The 16,039-nt window shown below is 30.3% G+C and carries 17 protein-coding genes; 5 read left to right on the top strand and 12 right to left on the bottom strand.

Annotated elements, in window-relative coordinates:
• Positions 1-6 precede the first annotated feature (6 nt).
• From RT575_RS01070 to RT575_RS01025, 10 genes are all read right to left on the bottom strand, one after another.
• On the bottom strand, positions 7-447 hold the full coding sequence (locus RT575_RS01070) for a DUF3872 domain-containing protein (RefSeq protein WP_313578134.1): 441 nt from the start codon (positions 445-447) through the stop codon (positions 7-9).
• 11 nt (positions 448-458) lie between these two features.
• Positions 459-1,022, bottom strand: coding sequence for a conjugal transfer protein TraO (locus tag RT575_RS01065; RefSeq protein ID WP_313578132.1), 564 nt, complete (start codon positions 1,020-1,022; stop codon positions 459-461).
• 21 nt (positions 1,023-1,043) lie between these two features.
• Complete coding sequence (gene traN, locus RT575_RS01060) at positions 1,044-1,937, bottom strand: conjugative transposon protein TraN (protein WP_313375279.1); 894 nt, start codon at positions 1,935-1,937, stop codon at positions 1,044-1,046.
• A 32-nt stretch (positions 1,938-1,969) separates the two neighbouring features.
• The gene (traM, locus tag RT575_RS01055) at positions 1,970-3,313 is read right to left on the bottom strand and encodes a conjugative transposon protein TraM (protein WP_313578130.1); all 1,344 of its coding nucleotides are present in this window, start codon (positions 3,311-3,313) and stop codon (positions 1,970-1,972) included.
• A 282-nt stretch (positions 3,314-3,595) separates the two neighbouring features.
• Positions 3,596-4,219, bottom strand: a complete 624-nt coding sequence (gene traK / locus RT575_RS01050) for a conjugative transposon protein TraK (RefSeq protein ID WP_313578128.1) — start codon at positions 4,217-4,219, stop codon at positions 3,596-3,598.
• Between the two features lie 22 nt (positions 4,220-4,241).
• Complete coding sequence (gene traJ, locus RT575_RS01045) at positions 4,242-5,234, bottom strand: conjugative transposon protein TraJ (RefSeq protein ID WP_313578126.1); 993 nt, start codon at positions 5,232-5,234, stop codon at positions 4,242-4,244.
• Between the two features lie 2 nt (positions 5,235-5,236).
• Entirely contained in the window at positions 5,237-5,875 is a 639-nt protein-coding gene (locus RT575_RS01040; RefSeq protein ID WP_313578124.1) for a DUF4141 domain-containing protein, read from the bottom strand.
• A gap of 29 nt (positions 5,876-5,904) precedes the next feature.
• Positions 5,905-8,409, bottom strand: coding sequence for a TraG family conjugative transposon ATPase (locus RT575_RS01035; RefSeq protein WP_313578122.1), 2,505 nt, complete (start codon positions 8,407-8,409; stop codon positions 5,905-5,907).
• Positions 8,406-8,738 carry a DUF4133 domain-containing protein gene (locus RT575_RS01030; RefSeq protein ID WP_313375286.1) on the bottom strand — a complete coding sequence of 111 codons (333 nt, stop codon included), beginning with the start codon at positions 8,736-8,738 and terminating at the stop codon, positions 8,406-8,408. The genes RT575_RS01035 and RT575_RS01030 overlap by 4 nt, the downstream gene beginning before the upstream one ends.
• 10 nt (positions 8,739-8,748) lie before the next feature.
• Positions 8,749-9,054 (bottom strand): DUF4134 domain-containing protein, encoded by a 306-nt coding sequence (locus RT575_RS01025; RefSeq protein ID WP_313375287.1) that lies wholly within the window; start codon positions 9,052-9,054, stop codon positions 8,749-8,751.
• 63 nt (positions 9,055-9,117) lie between these two features.
• Between RT575_RS01025 and RT575_RS01020 the strand changes: the two genes are divergently transcribed.
• Positions 9,118-9,978 carry a DUF5710 domain-containing protein gene (locus RT575_RS01020; RefSeq protein ID WP_313578120.1) on the top strand — a complete coding sequence of 287 codons (861 nt, stop codon included), beginning with the start codon at positions 9,118-9,120 and terminating at the stop codon, positions 9,976-9,978.
• Between the two features lie 154 nt (positions 9,979-10,132).
• Here RT575_RS01020 and RT575_RS01015 read toward each other — a convergent pair whose 3' ends face one another.
• Positions 10,133-11,212, bottom strand: a complete 1,080-nt coding sequence (locus tag RT575_RS01015; protein WP_313578118.1) for an XRE family transcriptional regulator — start codon at positions 11,210-11,212, stop codon at positions 10,133-10,135.
• A gap of 254 nt (positions 11,213-11,466) precedes the next feature.
• Between RT575_RS01015 and RT575_RS01010 the strand changes: the two genes are divergently transcribed.
• Genes RT575_RS01010 through RT575_RS00995 form a run of 4 tightly spaced genes read left to right on the top strand, consistent with a single transcriptional unit; the run spans position 11,467 to position 15,395 of the window.
• Entirely contained in the window at positions 11,467-12,441 is a 975-nt protein-coding gene (locus tag RT575_RS01010) for a nucleotidyltransferase (protein WP_313578116.1), read from the top strand.
• A gap of 5 nt (positions 12,442-12,446) precedes the next feature.
• On the top strand, positions 12,447-14,117 hold the full coding sequence (locus tag RT575_RS01005) for a ThiF family adenylyltransferase (protein WP_313578114.1): 1,671 nt from the start codon (positions 12,447-12,449) through the stop codon (positions 14,115-14,117).
• Entirely contained in the window at positions 14,114-14,578 is a 465-nt protein-coding gene (locus tag RT575_RS01000) for a Mov34/MPN/PAD-1 family protein (RefSeq protein WP_313578112.1), read from the top strand. Before RT575_RS01005 ends, RT575_RS01000 begins: the two co-directional genes overlap by 4 nt.
• Positions 14,571-15,395, top strand: coding sequence for a DUF6602 domain-containing protein (locus RT575_RS00995; RefSeq protein ID WP_313578110.1), 825 nt, complete (start codon positions 14,571-14,573; stop codon positions 15,393-15,395). Before RT575_RS01000 ends, RT575_RS00995 begins: the two co-directional genes overlap by 8 nt.
• A gap of 13 nt (positions 15,396-15,408) precedes the next feature.
• Here the strand turns inward: RT575_RS00995 and RT575_RS00990 are convergent, their stop codons facing one another.
• Positions 15,409-16,038 carry a conjugal transfer protein TraD gene (locus RT575_RS00990; protein ID WP_313578108.1) on the bottom strand — a complete coding sequence of 210 codons (630 nt, stop codon included), beginning with the start codon at positions 16,036-16,038 and terminating at the stop codon, positions 15,409-15,411.
• Position 16,039 lies beyond the last annotated feature (1 nt).

Below are 16,039 nucleotides of genomic sequence, written 5' to 3'. Positions count from 1 at the left end.
TATGACTTATTCTTTATCACGACTATTAAACTGAAAACTCACTTGTTTTTCGTTTCCAAAATTATCAGAAATCCAAACATCGAAAGCTTGTGAAACGGATGATGTTGATGTGTAATATAATCTAAATTCTTTGGTTGGTAATTCATATAAATCGTTCGGCTGATATGGAGAATTATCATAATACTGAAGACTACCTTCTCCATCAAATTGAAAATAGCGTAGTTTATAAGTAGTATTTTTAAAATTTCCTGTTGATATTATCGTAAATCGTATTTCAACTGTTTGTCCTTTGATTAGTTCTTTTGGAACCGGCATCACTTGAAGCTCAAAAGGAAAATTCTGCTGAATATCTAGTTCATTATCATTACTACATGAATTTAAAATAATGAACATTAAAGCAATTAATAATTGTACGGTGATACTTGATCTGTTATATAAAAGTTTCATTTTAATTGTTTTTAAAAGTTAAATCGTATTCCTAATCCTATAGATGGGCGAAACTGCTCTAAGTCTGTTCCCCAAAAAACTTTAGTTTTTCCTAGTAGAATAAAAACAAGATGATCAGTTAAATAAGTTTCAAAAGATAATCTGGTTCCAGCTCCATAAATAAAGTTTTCTTCATTCAATATTCTTGCTCCATCATACAAGACTTGTTCGCCTCTATTAATATTTTCATAACCAATAGTAGCTGTTAAAGCTAAATTCAGTGTAATATTTTTATAGGTATCTCCTAACAGAAAGAAACTATAACCACCTTCTACGGTATAGGTCTCATGTGGAATTTGAATATCCCTATAGCTGTAATATTGATGCGCATATTCAAAAGCCCAAAGCTGATAATTCCCGTTTCTACCATTTACAGTTAATCCTAAATTAAGGAAATAATCATTTCCTATTTTCGAATTGGATAGTAGCCCAAAACTGGTTTCTAATCCTTTCTTTTTTGGAATCATTCGTTGTCCTTGTAGATATGAAATCGCAGTTAAAAGAAGAAAAACGGTTAAACAATATTTTTTTATCATCGTAATTTGGTTTTAGAGTTTTTAAAATTTTAAATGCATCTCATCAATTAATTGAGCATGAATTAAGTCTGAATTTTCAACTTGTAATGTTTGGTGTCGACCACCATTTTTCTCATAGAGTTCAATAAATAAAACATAATCATCTGTTAGTGTAAATTGATCTAGTAGAAATACATTTCGTTCAATTGATTTACCTTTTATCACCTCCAAAGATTGATAATTTCTGAGCGGTTTCAATAGTTGATGTTGTATAACTGTTCGCTTTGCTAATTTTTTTTCGGCTATTTTAAAATGAATGAAATCAACATTAAATGGAACATTACTTCTGTTTTTAATTTCTAAATGAAAGTAATATTTACCATTGTGATTATAGAGACCCTTTAATATAAACTGAATACCAAATTTAGCTGTTCCAATATGTTTAATTGTCTGTTTATTATTCTTGTAAATAGTTTCTAACAGTAAAGCAGTTAACGAAGGAGATTGTTTTCCTAATTCACTAAAAAGAACTTCGTTTGCCTCTGTTTTCTTTAACTTTTTTTCCATCGTTAGAAGATTAAAACTTAAATTTTCGGGGTATTGGCTATAGTAGACATTGAAGTTGTAAAAGTTTCCATCATTTGTGATGACTGAAAAATTTGTTTCTGGTTCAAAATCTTTCACAGAAGCTTTAACGCGTAAAACATTGTCCGCATCATCTGCTTTTTCTGCAATTAAATAATCACTTCCTAAATCTACGTATCGAATTGAAGATGGAAATATAAGATGAGAAGTTTTATTGTAGGTAACATTCATTAAATAAGGTTCTATTTTACCTAATGAAAGTGGTAATTGGATATTTTCTTGTGCATAAAGAAGTTTACTCACTCCTAAAAGAAGTAGAAAAAATAGAAGGTTTTTATATTGAAATTTCATTTTTTTTTAATTTAAAGGATTAATAATTTGAGTTACTTTTTAGCAACAAGTAAAACTTGCAATCCAGCTTTAAGCGTAACTTTAGGTGTTTTAATTTTCTTTGAAAAATAACCTGAAACTCCTTGTACTACACCACGACTAAGATCTGATGCTAATTGTTGTCCTGCTGATTGTGTCATCATAATACTAGCTCCAGAATTTTGACTCATGTTTGCAGCCATTTCTTTTACCGCACTTATCTCTTGGGAATCTGAAATACTTAATCCTTGTTGCCCATCTAGATCATAAACATTAAGTTCAACGGGGATAATAGATTCGTTTAATTCAATAGATGAGATTTTTAATTGTAAACGTCCATTTAGTAATTTAGCATTTGCTGTAACAAGCGTTCCTTTTGGAAAATAATGCTGTGATGTTTGAGCTGATTCAAGTAAGCGTAATCGAACGTTCATATCACCTTTTATAATTTGCGTTTCATGTATACAGGCTCTAATGCTATTTTTTGATTGTTCAGCTTCATATAGTTTACTTGGTGTTATAAATTCACGACTTTCAATTAAAAGAGAATGATTTTCTGGCTCTCGAAATAACATTGATACAGGATTCTTATTGATAGATCTAACAGCTGTAATATTTTGTTTTTCTTGAGTGTTAGAATTTACCGTCGATATATCATCTTCTTTTGCTTCTTGTTTTTTTTCAACTGGAAGTTCTTGTTGTGACGTTGGAAGATATTTAGCTGCTAGTTGATATGATTTTTCCATCAGTTCTACCTGATCATTCATGGTAATAGGTTTTGGCAAATCTTTATTTGCTAATTGCGTTTTCAATTCTGAGATTTCTCTTCTTAAATCTGTTGTTTCAGTATTACTGGGCTGATAAAATGAACCGAGCTCTGATTGCATATTTCTGTAACTATTAATGGTTGAATTATTTTGATTGTTTCCACCTATTTTTTTACTTGTATAACCGTCATTTTGCTCTTCATTTAAAGTGTTCATCAAACCATTTTCATTACCCTCACTATTCAAATAATCTGAAAGTGTTGTAAGCGCCTTTTGTTTTTCTTGATTTTTAATTGCTAGCATTTCTTCTTCATATGCTTTTCCTTTATCTAAAGGCATTGCTAAATTTGTACCTTGTGGAACAGCTCCATTTAAACCATGTTCATCTATTTCAGTTGTATTTTCTGAGGGACGAAAGATTAAGTATAAACATCCCATACAAACTATTGTCATTAAACTAAAAATAATCGGTTTTTTAAATTTCTCTAATCGCTTGATTTTTTCTTCAGACAAGTTTTCTAATGTCTCTTCTTTATTCCTAGATTCATTTCCTACAATTAATCTGATTCTTTTTTCATTATTCTCTTTCATACAAATTGTTTTTTTGAATTGAGTTGATCGAATCTGTAAAGACGCTTATTTCACTACTTTTTTGAATAGGAGTTTTTATATGTTCAATTTGAAATTGCTTATTCGAAGTATAGAGATCATAACCTATCTTTATAAAAACACTTAGACTTAAAAGTCCATAGCTTAGTAAAAAAGTTAATAATACTTGATGTTGCTTTTCTAAAGACAACAATTGCCACTTTTTTTCTGCGGTTTCAAAGAAAGATGATAGCTTCAATTTTATATTTTTCATCATTAAATAATTTAGCGTTCTACAATCTCGATATCTTGATTTTCCAATACTTCAAATTTTTCAATATTGAATCCTTGTGGATTATTATCCGATCGAACTGAATTAAGAAGATCACAGGATGTGATTAGCTTCCGTTTTGTAATATTACTCGAGCGAATTATGTACTGTTTAGCATAAGTTTTTACTGTATAAGGATAGTTATTAAAATCACTAACGATGCTATCTACTTCTAGTCGTTGCTGTACATTTCCTGATATAATTCGATTATAATATCCTTTTTCAGCTAAATCATTGTAATAATTAAACGCACTTTTATCGGCAAGATAAAATGCTCTTTTCATATTACCTTCAATCGCGTTTTTATCTGGCGCAAGCGTGAAAAATAACTCATGAAATCTTCTTATATGTTCTCTAGCTTCTACAGGACGATTAAGATTAATATCTTGTGATAAAGCAAGCATCAGAGATTTCCCTTGATCTAATACATATATTTTTTGACGTTGTTTTTCTGCAAAATGATAGGATTGCCACAGGGCAAATCCTACAACACTACAACAAAAAAGAACAAACATAATCGCATAAAGCCTTATTTGCTTGAAACTATTTTCTATATTTCTTAATGTTTTGAATTCCATTGTATTTGAATTTAATCGTTGATTATTTTAGTAATTGACCACCAATATTCCCTGCTACTGATCCAGTACCAGCACTAGCGATATTACCAGCTTTCTCTGCTGTTTTTGTTACATTTTTCATAAAGTTTCCTGCTCCTCCAGCTTGTATAATCCAACTTGTGATTGTTGGTATCGTAAAATACCCGATGATACCAATGATCATAAAAATCATATAAACGGTATTGGAATTGTCGGGAATAAAAGTAGGATCTGACAGCATTTGAATATCTCGTTCTAAAATAAGTGACTGTATTCTAGCAAGCATTGAACTAAACAAATCTGATACAGGAAGCCATAGATAAACGCTGATGTATCTTCGTAGCCACTGCGTTAAAGTGATTTGAAATCCATCCCATATAGAAATTGAAAAAGCGATCGGACCTAGTATTGAAAGGACAATGAGAAAAAATGTTCGTATGGTATCGATAACTAAAGCAGCTGCTTGAAAGAGTATTTCCAGTAGATTACGAAACCAATCTTTAAAGGTTTTGCCTATCTGATAAGTTGCTCGATCCATGTACATACCTGCCATTGCTCCTATATCAGATGGTAACCATCCTAAGCCTTCAAGCTTTTTATCATAAGCTTCATCGGAAACTAAAAAGGCTGTTTCAGGATTTCGGATAGTGGCTTCATATTCCAGTATATCTTTTTGTTCTTGTAATTTATTTAAATCAATGACTTGACCTTCTAAAATACTATGTGTTCCTGTTACAATTGGATGTAATACTGAATTAAGTGTTCCTAATACAATTGTTGGAAAAAACATAATACAAAGCCCTAGTGCAAAAGGACGTAAAAGAGGAAATATATCAATTGGTTCTGCTTGACTTAATGCTTGCCAAACCTTTAATGCTACATAAAATAATGCACCCAAACCTGCTAAACCTTTTGCTACTGCTGACATATCAGCTGCAAGTGGCATCATATCATCGTAAAGCGAACGAAGAAGTTCATGAAGATTATCCCATTCCATTTTTACCAGTATTTTTGGTTCGAACTTCCATACAAATCAAGCACTCTTTTAGCATCATTTTTCTTTTTTGCTCTCAGGTAGCTTACAGAAATGTTTTTATTGGTATAATAGCGAACAAGACTGTGGTATTCTTTCACTTCTTTGTAAACCCTATCGATGATATCCATACGTTCCTTATCATTTAAGGAAAGACTCGAAGCCGTGATAATTTGTTTTAATTCTTTTAGTAGTTCAGTGCTTTCATTTAATAGTGAAGCATAACCGTTACCAATTGTGACCAATTCCTGTGGTTTGAAATTGGGATCATTGACCATTTTCCCAAAATTCTGAACATATATTTTAGATACGTCTCCAATTAGTAAAACACTTTGCTGTACTTTACGAGCATCTTTCACAAGATGATTAATTGCTCTTAATTTGTCGTAATATTCTTTCCCCTGTTCATACACTTTCTTTACTTCATTGAAGTTTTTCACGACATTACTTACCGTAGAAGATGTTTGTACGATTTCATTGGCTGAATTAAGAATACCTGATGCTAAGTTTGTTGGATCTGTTACAACAAATTGAGCTTTTACTGTATGTTTTACAGATAAAAAAAACAGTAAACACACTACAATTCCTTTTTTAGATAGATTCATTGTTATATTTTTTTAGATTAATAATTATTTTATTGATTGGATTTATCCCGCCTTTGCATGGCGATATGTTTAATGGCTATTTCGACATCGTTGTCTCGTTCTTCGGCAAGTTGTAGTACTTCCATTTTCTCTGTTTCTTCAGTGGTATAAGCGAGGTACTCCTCTAAACTTACTTCTGTGGCATATACAGCAGAATGAGTTCCTCCAAGTCCAATCCAAACTTCTTTATACAAGCGGTTGGGGTCATTGTTCATATTGATAGAGAGTATTTGTGCTTTTTCTTTGTCTGTCAATCCTAACATTGCCTGTATTTCATCAAACTTATTCATGTACTTGCGCTGATCGAGTAAGATTTTGCAATCTGAATTATTGATAATACTTTCTTTTACAATGGGTGATTGAATGATGTCGTCAACTTCTTGTGTAACGACAATGGCTTCTCCAAAGAATTTACGAACAGTTTTAAACAAATATTTGATATATTCAGCCATTCCTTCTTTGGCTATCGCTTTCCAAGCTTCTTCAATTAAAATGAGTTTTCGAACTCCTTTAAGTCTTCTCATTTTATTGATAAACACTTCCATGATAATAATGGTTACAATAGGAAAAAGAATTTTGTGATCTTTGATTGCATCAATTTCAAAAACGATAAATCGTTTTGAAAGTAGATCTAATTCTTTGTCAGAATTAAGTAAGTAATCGTATTCTCCTCCTTTATAATAAGGCTCTAATACATTAAGAAAATTAACTATATCAAAATCCTTTTCTCGGACGTTTTTTTCTTCTAATATCTTTCTGAAACCTCCTTTTACATACTCATAAAAACCATTAAAGGATGGAAATATGTTCTCTTTTTTGATTTGTTCAATATAGCCACTAACAGCATTCGAAAGTGCTACTTCTTCTGCTCGTGTTGGCGGTTCATCGTCACGTTTCCATAATGTTAAGATGAGTGTTTTTATACTCTCTCTTTTTTCAATATCAAATACACCATCATCGGTATAAAAAGGATTAAAAGAAATGGGGTTATCTTCAGTATAGGTAAAGTAAACACCATCTTCTCCTTTTGTATTTCCTTTTATCAGCTCACATAATCCTTGATACGAGTTTCCTGTGTCAACAAGTAAAACGTGTGTACCTTGCTCGTAATATTGGCGTACCATGTGGTTCGTAAAAAAAGATTTCCCCGAACCTGAAGGTCCTAATATGAATTTATTACGATTGGTAATAATTCCTTTTTTCATTGGTAAATCTGAAATATCTAAATGAATTGGTTTTCCTGTTAGTCTATCAACCATTTTAATTCCAAATGGAGAAGGTGAATTGTGGTAATTAGTTTCTTCTGTAAACAAACATAAAGCGGGTTCTATAAATGTGTAAAAACTTTCTTCACTTGGAAAATCACCCGTATTACCAGGCATTGCAGCCCAATACAAAGTAGCGACATCTGTGGTATTATGTCTAGGTTTACATTCCATTAATGCTAAAGCGCTACCACAATCATTTTTTAATTGTTTGAGCTCATTTGGATCTTCTGACCATGCCATCACATTAAAATGTGCTCGAATTGAGGAAAGTCCAAAGCTGTGCGCTTCATTGAGATAATTTTCAATCCATTCTTTGTTAATTTGGTTTGCTCGACTATATCTTGCTAAAGAATGCATGTTTCGTGCAGACTTTTCGAATTTTTGTAGATTTTCTTCGCTGTTGTCTAAAAACAAATATTGATTGTAAATGTGATTACAGTTAAGAAGTAATCCTACTGGAGAGGCAAAAGATAAACGGCAATCACTTCTGTCTGTTGATAATTTTTCGTAACGTACATCTGCTGAAACGGAGCTTGGTAAATCATCAGTATCCGATAAAGTATGTAAGCTTAATCGTTTATTTCCTATTCGAACTTCTTCTGCAGCTAATGCAATATCTTGCATAGAAGTTGCTTTTTCTGTTGAAAGGGTAAAATACTGTTCAAGTAAACCTTGTTTTTCATTTGTTCCAATAATCTCCTCTTCATCTAATCTTCTTAAATAAACAAGAGTACTATCATTTACAATTCGCTCAAATTGAGCAACAGCTTCCATAAAATGATGAATGACTTCTTTATCTCGGATTTCTTTTGGAATTAAAACACCTTTACAAAGTGAACTAAAGTTACTTTGCATTCGCATTCTATCTTTTGTAGTTTTAGTTAGAAATAAATAACAATAGTGATTTAAGAAAGGACGTTCATTAAAATGACGCTGAAAGGATTTTGATAAGAAACTCTGGTTTTCTTCTGTTAAATTAGATTCATAGTTTTCTTTGATGTACCAATCTTGTTTATGAACAATTGTAAAATCGGGTAATGTTTTAATTGCTTTATGCCAAGCAGAATGAATGGCTTCATAATCTGCTGAAGCTACAGTAAAAAGTTCGGGTAAACGTACTTCAAAGCAGGCTGTAATATCAGCATCTTTGGAAATGATACAATTGTTTTCGACAGCTAAAAGTGGAAATTTATTTTCAAGTGTGGTAATTCGTGATTTATTTTTCATCGTTTTCCATTTTTTGAATTAAACTTCACATAACGTTTGATCGCTTTTCGACAAATAATAAACTGAGGATGCTTTTTTTGAACTCCTAATTTCATGAGTCCAAACTCTCCGTATTTCTTATTTAAGCTGAATGTCAACCATGTAATTATTAAACTGAGTGTGATCCCTACAGTTAAACAGATGTAAGAATTTACATTTGCCATGTACATGATCATAACAAGTAATAATATAGCGAGCATTCCACCAGCAAAAATGAAGAGATACTGGGCTTTTAAGCCTTTAAATTCTACGGTTCTTCCAATTCCTTTGTTTATATTGTAGTTTTTCATACATCAAGATTTAAAGGAAGAATGAACGCAAAATAGTTGCAGCAACGATTAAGAAAATACAGGCTCCAAACCATGAAGCAGCTGTTTTACTTGTATCAGGATCACCAGAACTAAATTTATTATACACTTTAACTCCTCCAATAAGTCCAACTACAGCACCGATAGCATAAATTAATTTTGTGGCGGGATCAAAGTAGGAAGTAACCATTTGGGTGGCTTCATTTATTCCAGCTGCTCCATTTCCTTGAGCAAAGACTGAAATTCCCAAGAGTAAAATTATTCCTGAGAATAAAAACTTGCTTTTTTGTTTTTCCATAATTGAAATTCTTTACTTAATATTCACACGTTGCGAACTTTCAAAAACAAAGATGTTAGCAATATGGAAGTAGGGTTAAAGAATGGTAGTTGGTGGAAGTGTTTGGTAGATATAGGTATAGATTTAATAATTTATTTCTATTTTTATAAAACAAAACGCAATGAAAGATTATCTATGCCATTAAAAATAAATGTACCATACCATGAAAAAGATTTTGCAAAATCTAAAGGAGCTTTTTGGGATACAAAACAAAAGACTTGGTTTGTACCAGATCATCATAAGAATATTAACTATTTTCTACAATGGATTGATACTAGTAAAGTCTCCATAATAGTAAAATCCCCATTCTTTATCGCTGTAAATAAAAGACAATGTTATAATTGCCCTGTACTAACTACGGTAATTACTTTAGCATCTAATAATTTTTATAATTTAGATAATGATGATGACGGTGAAAAATGGCTACTGAATGATTATTTTTCTTTTTTTAATAATATTTCTATGATTAATAATGATGAAGTCAAGAATATAATCAACGAGTTATTCCCTTTTTATAAAATAGGATATTCCAAAACCATAAAGAGTGAATATTGGGCAAATCATTGTGAAAATTGCGGAGCTATTCAAGGTGATTTTTATTTACATTCAGAACCTGGTGGAGCCTTCTTTCCTATGGATATTGAAGACTGTGAACGTATAACTTTAATAACTATTCCTACTAAATTTGACGTAGAATTGAACACAGGTTATACGTTGGCAAGTAATTCAGAACAAATAGTTGATTATGCTAACACGATAAATTTAGAAGAATTCATAAGAAATGAGACTCCTATTCGAATTACTAGAAATCAGAAACAAGATAAACCTTCATTAATTTATAAAATACTATCAAAAATAAAAGCTATTTTAAGGTTAGTAAAATGAAATTTAACTTACTATAGAAAACATTAATTTACTATTTAAGGAGTAAGATAATATTTTTTACGTATTGCTAAGTGGTAAAATAAAAAAGCTTTATACAGTGATTACTGCATAAAGCCATATTTTTTCTTATGTAGACAAAGTTTGGAATTCATTATTAGAAAAATAAAGTTTGGTACTTATTCTTGAAATCTATTTCTGACATATTCATTAATGAAGCTGCTTTAGGAGTATCTATTTGGTTTTCTATTAAGGCTCTAAAAAGAATCTGTTCAAAACGATTACTTTCCTCTACACCATTATAATCAAATGGTTCATCAATTTTCCAATTCATCTGTTTGAATAAAAAGAAAAACTGTTTTGTATAATGTTCATTAATAATACTAGTATCTTTTGCTCGCATTGTAATAGCTTGCATGGAAATGCCATATTGTTTCTTAACGTTACCTAATTCATTCATCGATAATTTATTCCTATGGTCTCCAAGCTCAGTCTTTATAATAGATTCAGGCAATAACATTGCGCCAGCAAATTGAAAGCATAGTTTTTCTTTTTGAGCATGTGTTACATCGCCAAATTCTAAAATTAAATGGGCTAATTCGTGTAAAAGTGTTAAACGAATTCTATCAGGTTTATTAGTTTTATTTATGTTATAAGCGACAATTGGAACTTTTATATTGTCATTATATATAACTTCTGTTTGCAAACCCTCAAAATCATCTGACACATCTAGTTTTACTACTTTTATTTTATGATCTTCTAACAACTCTACAACATTGAATATTGAACCAGTTCCTAAACACCATGCTTTACGTACTTCATTTGCAGCCTGATTAACTTGTTCATAAGTTGTAACACTACCAAAGTTCTTTATTGGATTATTAAATACTGTGTCTATACTTAAAATTTCTTCTAACTCTAAATATCTTGATAGATACTCTTTCGTCGTTTCATTAATTATTGCTTCATCTTTTTGAGAAATTTTCGCATTAATACGGTATTCAATTTCTCCAAGTTCAATTTTTGTATCTCTGTAGAAAAAATCAGTAGATAAATTTAAAGCCTTACTAATTAATTCAATTTTTTCCTGATCAGGAACTACCTCTCCCTTTTCATATCGATGTAAAGCTTGACGAGATAATAAACCATTAAGCCCATCTGCAACATCTTGTAATGAAAAACCATTCATCATACGAGCAGATTTAAATCTTTCCGCGAATAGTGATTTTGATTCCATTTTATTTATAATTAAAGTGTAAAGTTACAATTTAAAGTTACAAAACACATAAATTATGACATTTTAACATCATTTTATTTATTCATGTCATATTTATATTATCATAAACATTAAATTAACAAGACATTATGACATATATTTCAATAAATTACCCAATTGACATACTTTAGTTGACAAATTAATAAATTGGTACACATTTTGTAACTTTAATTACGAATGCAAATAGATGCATTTAGTAAAAAACTATATAAACTATGGATAAAAATAAACATTTGGATTCTGTTATTTCTACACATCAAATAACGAAAGAAGAAGCTCTTTTTGATAAACATGTCAAAAAGAAAAACGAGATTAAAAAAGCTTTGGAAGAAAAATACACAAGCGATATTTATTCTCCATTTAATTCTGGTTCGTATGCCAAAAACACCGCTATCAATACAAAATTTGATTTTGATTTGGTTTCTCCATTCAAACGTAATGCTTTTGGCACTAATGGAACATTAAAAGAAATGTATGAAGATGTATATGATTTTCTTTACGAAAAATATAAAAATGTTGCAGAGGTCAAAAAGCAGAAAGTTTCAATTGGTTTAGAGTTTTATGAAGATAATGATGGAGACATAATTAAGATAGATGTTGTACCTGGTCGTGAATTATCTCAAGACAAATATAAAGAAGATGAAAATTTGAATCTGTACGTCTATTACAAATACGGAAATATTGATGCAGGTAGTGAACGAATTAAGACAAATGTTAAAGCTCAAATCAATAATATTAAAGATAGAGCTTCAACTGAAAAAGATTCGATAAGAAAAATAATACGTCTTTTGAAAGTTTGGAAAACTACCAAATATAATTACCCTACTAAATCTTTCTTTTTGGAACTTATCACTATCAAAGCATTTGATTATAAAGATATTACTGGCAGTATTTGGGATAAGTTAGAAACTGTATTAGAATATATTAGAGATAATGTAACAAAAGATGGGTTTACTTTAAAAGACCCTGGTAATAGTTCTAATAATTTAGCTGATACTTTGACTTCAACTGAAAAACAGCAATTGTCAGATGATATGAAAAATATGCTTGAAAGAATTGAGGATAATGAAGAGAATTTAAAAACATATTTTCCTGAAAATTTGAAGTTTAAAAAAGACGACACCAATGATAATCAATACGGAAAGAATAACAGTATGCCAATTCCTCCACCGAATTTAAATTTTGGATAATTATAATGAACCAAAGAGTAAATGAAATCAATACAGTAGTAGAAAACATTCCCAATGTAAAAATTGTAAAGCCATTTGAACAAGGTGATTTTGACATTGAGGGATGTATTACTGTTTTTGTTGAAGGGTTGGAAAAACCATTAGAATTCAATGTTATTATCCATCCTCAATACCCGTTTAAAAGCCATGAAACAGAAACTATTAAGTTTTCTAACGATGATTTGATAGAACACAAACATGTTATGCAAAATGGAGCCATCTGTATTCATACAGGACATACTCCTGTTTTGTCCCAAAAACTAATATATGATATTGAATCTGTAAAGGCTTGGATTAAGAAATATTACATCAACAAAGATTCTGATACTCATTATGAACATTTAATTGTCCCACAAAAAGCATTTAATGAAAACCATTTTGCTTACTTTTTCAATGAAGTAGATTATACTTTTCAACAAAATCAATATGGTTTTGTAGACTATTCTATAATGAGTAATGGAGTTTTCCTTAAAGAGAATATTCAAAATAGTATTCTACAATCTTTTTTTGATAAGGATAGAAAAAAAATAATAGATTTAAACTGGAATTTTCAACTTAAAAATTTACCTTCTAATGTTGGTTTATTCATTTTTATAAAAGAAATTCCAAGTAAAAATCAACGATGGATTTTTGATAATTGGAAAGATTTTGAGACTTTATTACCACAAGATTTTTTAAAATTCCTTCATAATGTCGAGGAAAAGTTAATAAAAGAGAAAGGAAAAACACTTCCTTTATTTTTTGGATACAATATTTCCGAAACAGAAATGCATTGGCAAGCTGCTATATTAGAAATTGGTAATTTTCCTATTTACGGTGAAAAAATAAACAGACAATGGTTTACAAATATAAAAGAAGAACTCCCTATTGAATGGGGAATGACAAGAAATTGTTCATATAAATACTTTTTTGGTAGAGGAAAATTAAACGATCAAATAACAGAAAGCAAAATATTGATTATTGGAATCGGAGCAATAGGAAGCATAGTTGCCAAAACATTGGTAAGAAGTGGGTGTCGAAAATTAGGTTTTATAGAGTATGATGTTAAAGAGCCCGAAAATGTTTGCAGATCTGAATATTCTTTCTTTACTGGTATCACTAATAAGACAAATGATTTGATAAACGAATTATGTTTGATTTCACCTTTCTTTGAACCAATTAGTGGTGGATATGAATACTCAGAATTATTAGATTTTTTTATAAAATCACATTTAACCGACCATAGCATTAAATCCGAGATCGAAAAAAATTTTGAAGATTATGATATTATTATTGACTGCTCTGCAGATAATGATTTGCTTTATATATTAAGTCAATTAAAAATAAATTCAACACTTTTAAATCTTTCTATATCAAACCATGCTAAACATTTGGTATGTGCGGTAGAACATAATAGATATGACTTTATAACATCTCAATTTGGTGGAAATATTCTCAAATTTGATGTTGACGACTTACATAATCCAACAGGCTGTTGGAGCCCAACATTTAAAGCTTCTTATAATGATATAAACGTTCTTGTACAGACAGCAATAAGGCAGATAAATTTAAAGTTTAAGCAGGGAAAAACATTAAGGAATTTTGTTATTGAAACAGACGATAAAAATAATTTCAACATTAATATAAAAGAATTTTGATTTTAAAAGTAAAACAAATAGGATTAAGTATTGAAGTTGAGAAAGAACTGTTAAATAAACTTTTAGCTGTAGGTAAAACTTACTATCCTAAAGAATTTGGCGGATTTTTAATTGGATATTATTCAGAAGATAATAAGCATTTACATATTACAGATACTATACTTCCGAAGAAGTATCAAGCATACAAACATTCTTTTGAACGAAGTACAAAAGGAATAGAAAATGTACTTATAAAATTTTACACAGAGAATCCGAGAAAGATTTACATCGGGGAATGGCATACTCATCCAGATAATAGCCCTATACCAAGTGCAACAGATATTTCCGCAATAAATACAATTATAAACAGCAAAAATACTTCCATCGAAAATCCAGTTTTATTGATAATAGGATACTCAAAGACAACGGTAGATTTTGGATTTTACGTTTGGTTTGAAAATAAATTATATAAATATGAGTAAAGTAGATTTAAAACAATTATTCAATGGATTACAACAACAGATGTCAGCCCAACTAAATACAAACAGAGAGTTTGTAGACCATCCAGGTTCTAAAGGTGATGCTTTAGAAAATGCTTGGATAGATTGGTTGCGAAAATATTTACCTAACAGATATTGTGTTGACAAAGCAATAGTGATAGACCATGAAGGTAATACTAGCCAACAAATAGATATTGTTATTTATGATAATTGGTTTACTCCCTTTATTTTTACTCAAAATGGATTTCACTATATTCCGGCAGAAGGAGTATATGCTATTTTTGAAGTTAAACCTGATATACAAGGGAATGTTGGAGAAAAGTCTTATATCGAATATACAGGAGAAAAAATAGAAAGTGTAAGAGTACTCAAAAGAGAAGCCGCAAGCTTTATTAATGGTGGTGTAAAGTTCTCTCCTCGTCCTTTAACAAAAATAGTAGGTGGGATTCTATGTAGCACTAATGGTTTTACACATAAGAATAATGATACTATTGAAAAGCACATCAAAGCATTAGATAATCTACAGAGCATTGATTTAGGTTGTATTGCTGATTATGGTAGTTTTTACATAGATTATAATCCAAGCGAAGAAATTACGATAGTTGGACAAGATGCTTATTTAGAATTTTATGCAAATCGTAAATTTAATAAAATGAAATTTAGTGAAGCTGATCATTCATTTGTAACTTTCTTTATGCAATTAACCAGATATTTGCAACAAGCTATCGGAACCATTCCAGCTATAAATCTTAATGCCTATTTGAAAAATATTGGAGAGGAAGTTGACGAACAAATATAAAAAGGGAGTTTTTTTACATAAACTCCCCTATATCAAAATCGTCAAGATTCTGTTTTCTTAAAATAGAAGAATTGGAATCAGTTTCAGATGAAACACGACTATCTAATAATTTTGAAATTGTAGTAGAAGCATTTTCTATAGAATCTTCCAACAGATTGAATAATTCGGTTCCTTGTAGTTTTTGAACAATAGCAACTGTTGTTTCTTTTTTAGACGTTTCAACCCCATTTGTTTCTAAAAAGCTTTCCATTTGACTAAGTTCTTCGAAGGTAACCCCTTGAGCAAGACCGTAATTGTCACTGTCTATTTCATTCCTTCTCCATTCTTCTTCCTCCTCTTCAAAATCAGGTACGTAACTAAAAGTATCATCCAATTCTTCATTAGAATTTTGATGATGAATAATTTCATTCTCATCAAATTCTATGTCTAAATTATCGGGGTTTATCTCTAATTCCTGAATTTGACTTTCATTGGTAGTCTTTGGAACTGAATGGTAATGTGTGTGTTTTGGCTTCCCTATTATATTATGTAAATTGAGAATATTATCTTCTTTTTTTGCTGTTTGATTTCTATTTAATGGTAGCTTATCATATACAAGCAAACCAATGATAATCAATAAGCATAAAACTATTAGTGTTTCCATC

This window comes from Chishuiella sp. (assembly GCF_032109125.1).
In the GTDB taxonomy this organism is placed as follows: domain Bacteria; phylum Bacteroidota; class Bacteroidia; order Flavobacteriales; family Weeksellaceae; genus Empedobacter.
The sequence above is the reverse complement of the archived record's forward strand: the minus strand, read 5'-3'. Positions and strand labels throughout refer to the sequence as shown.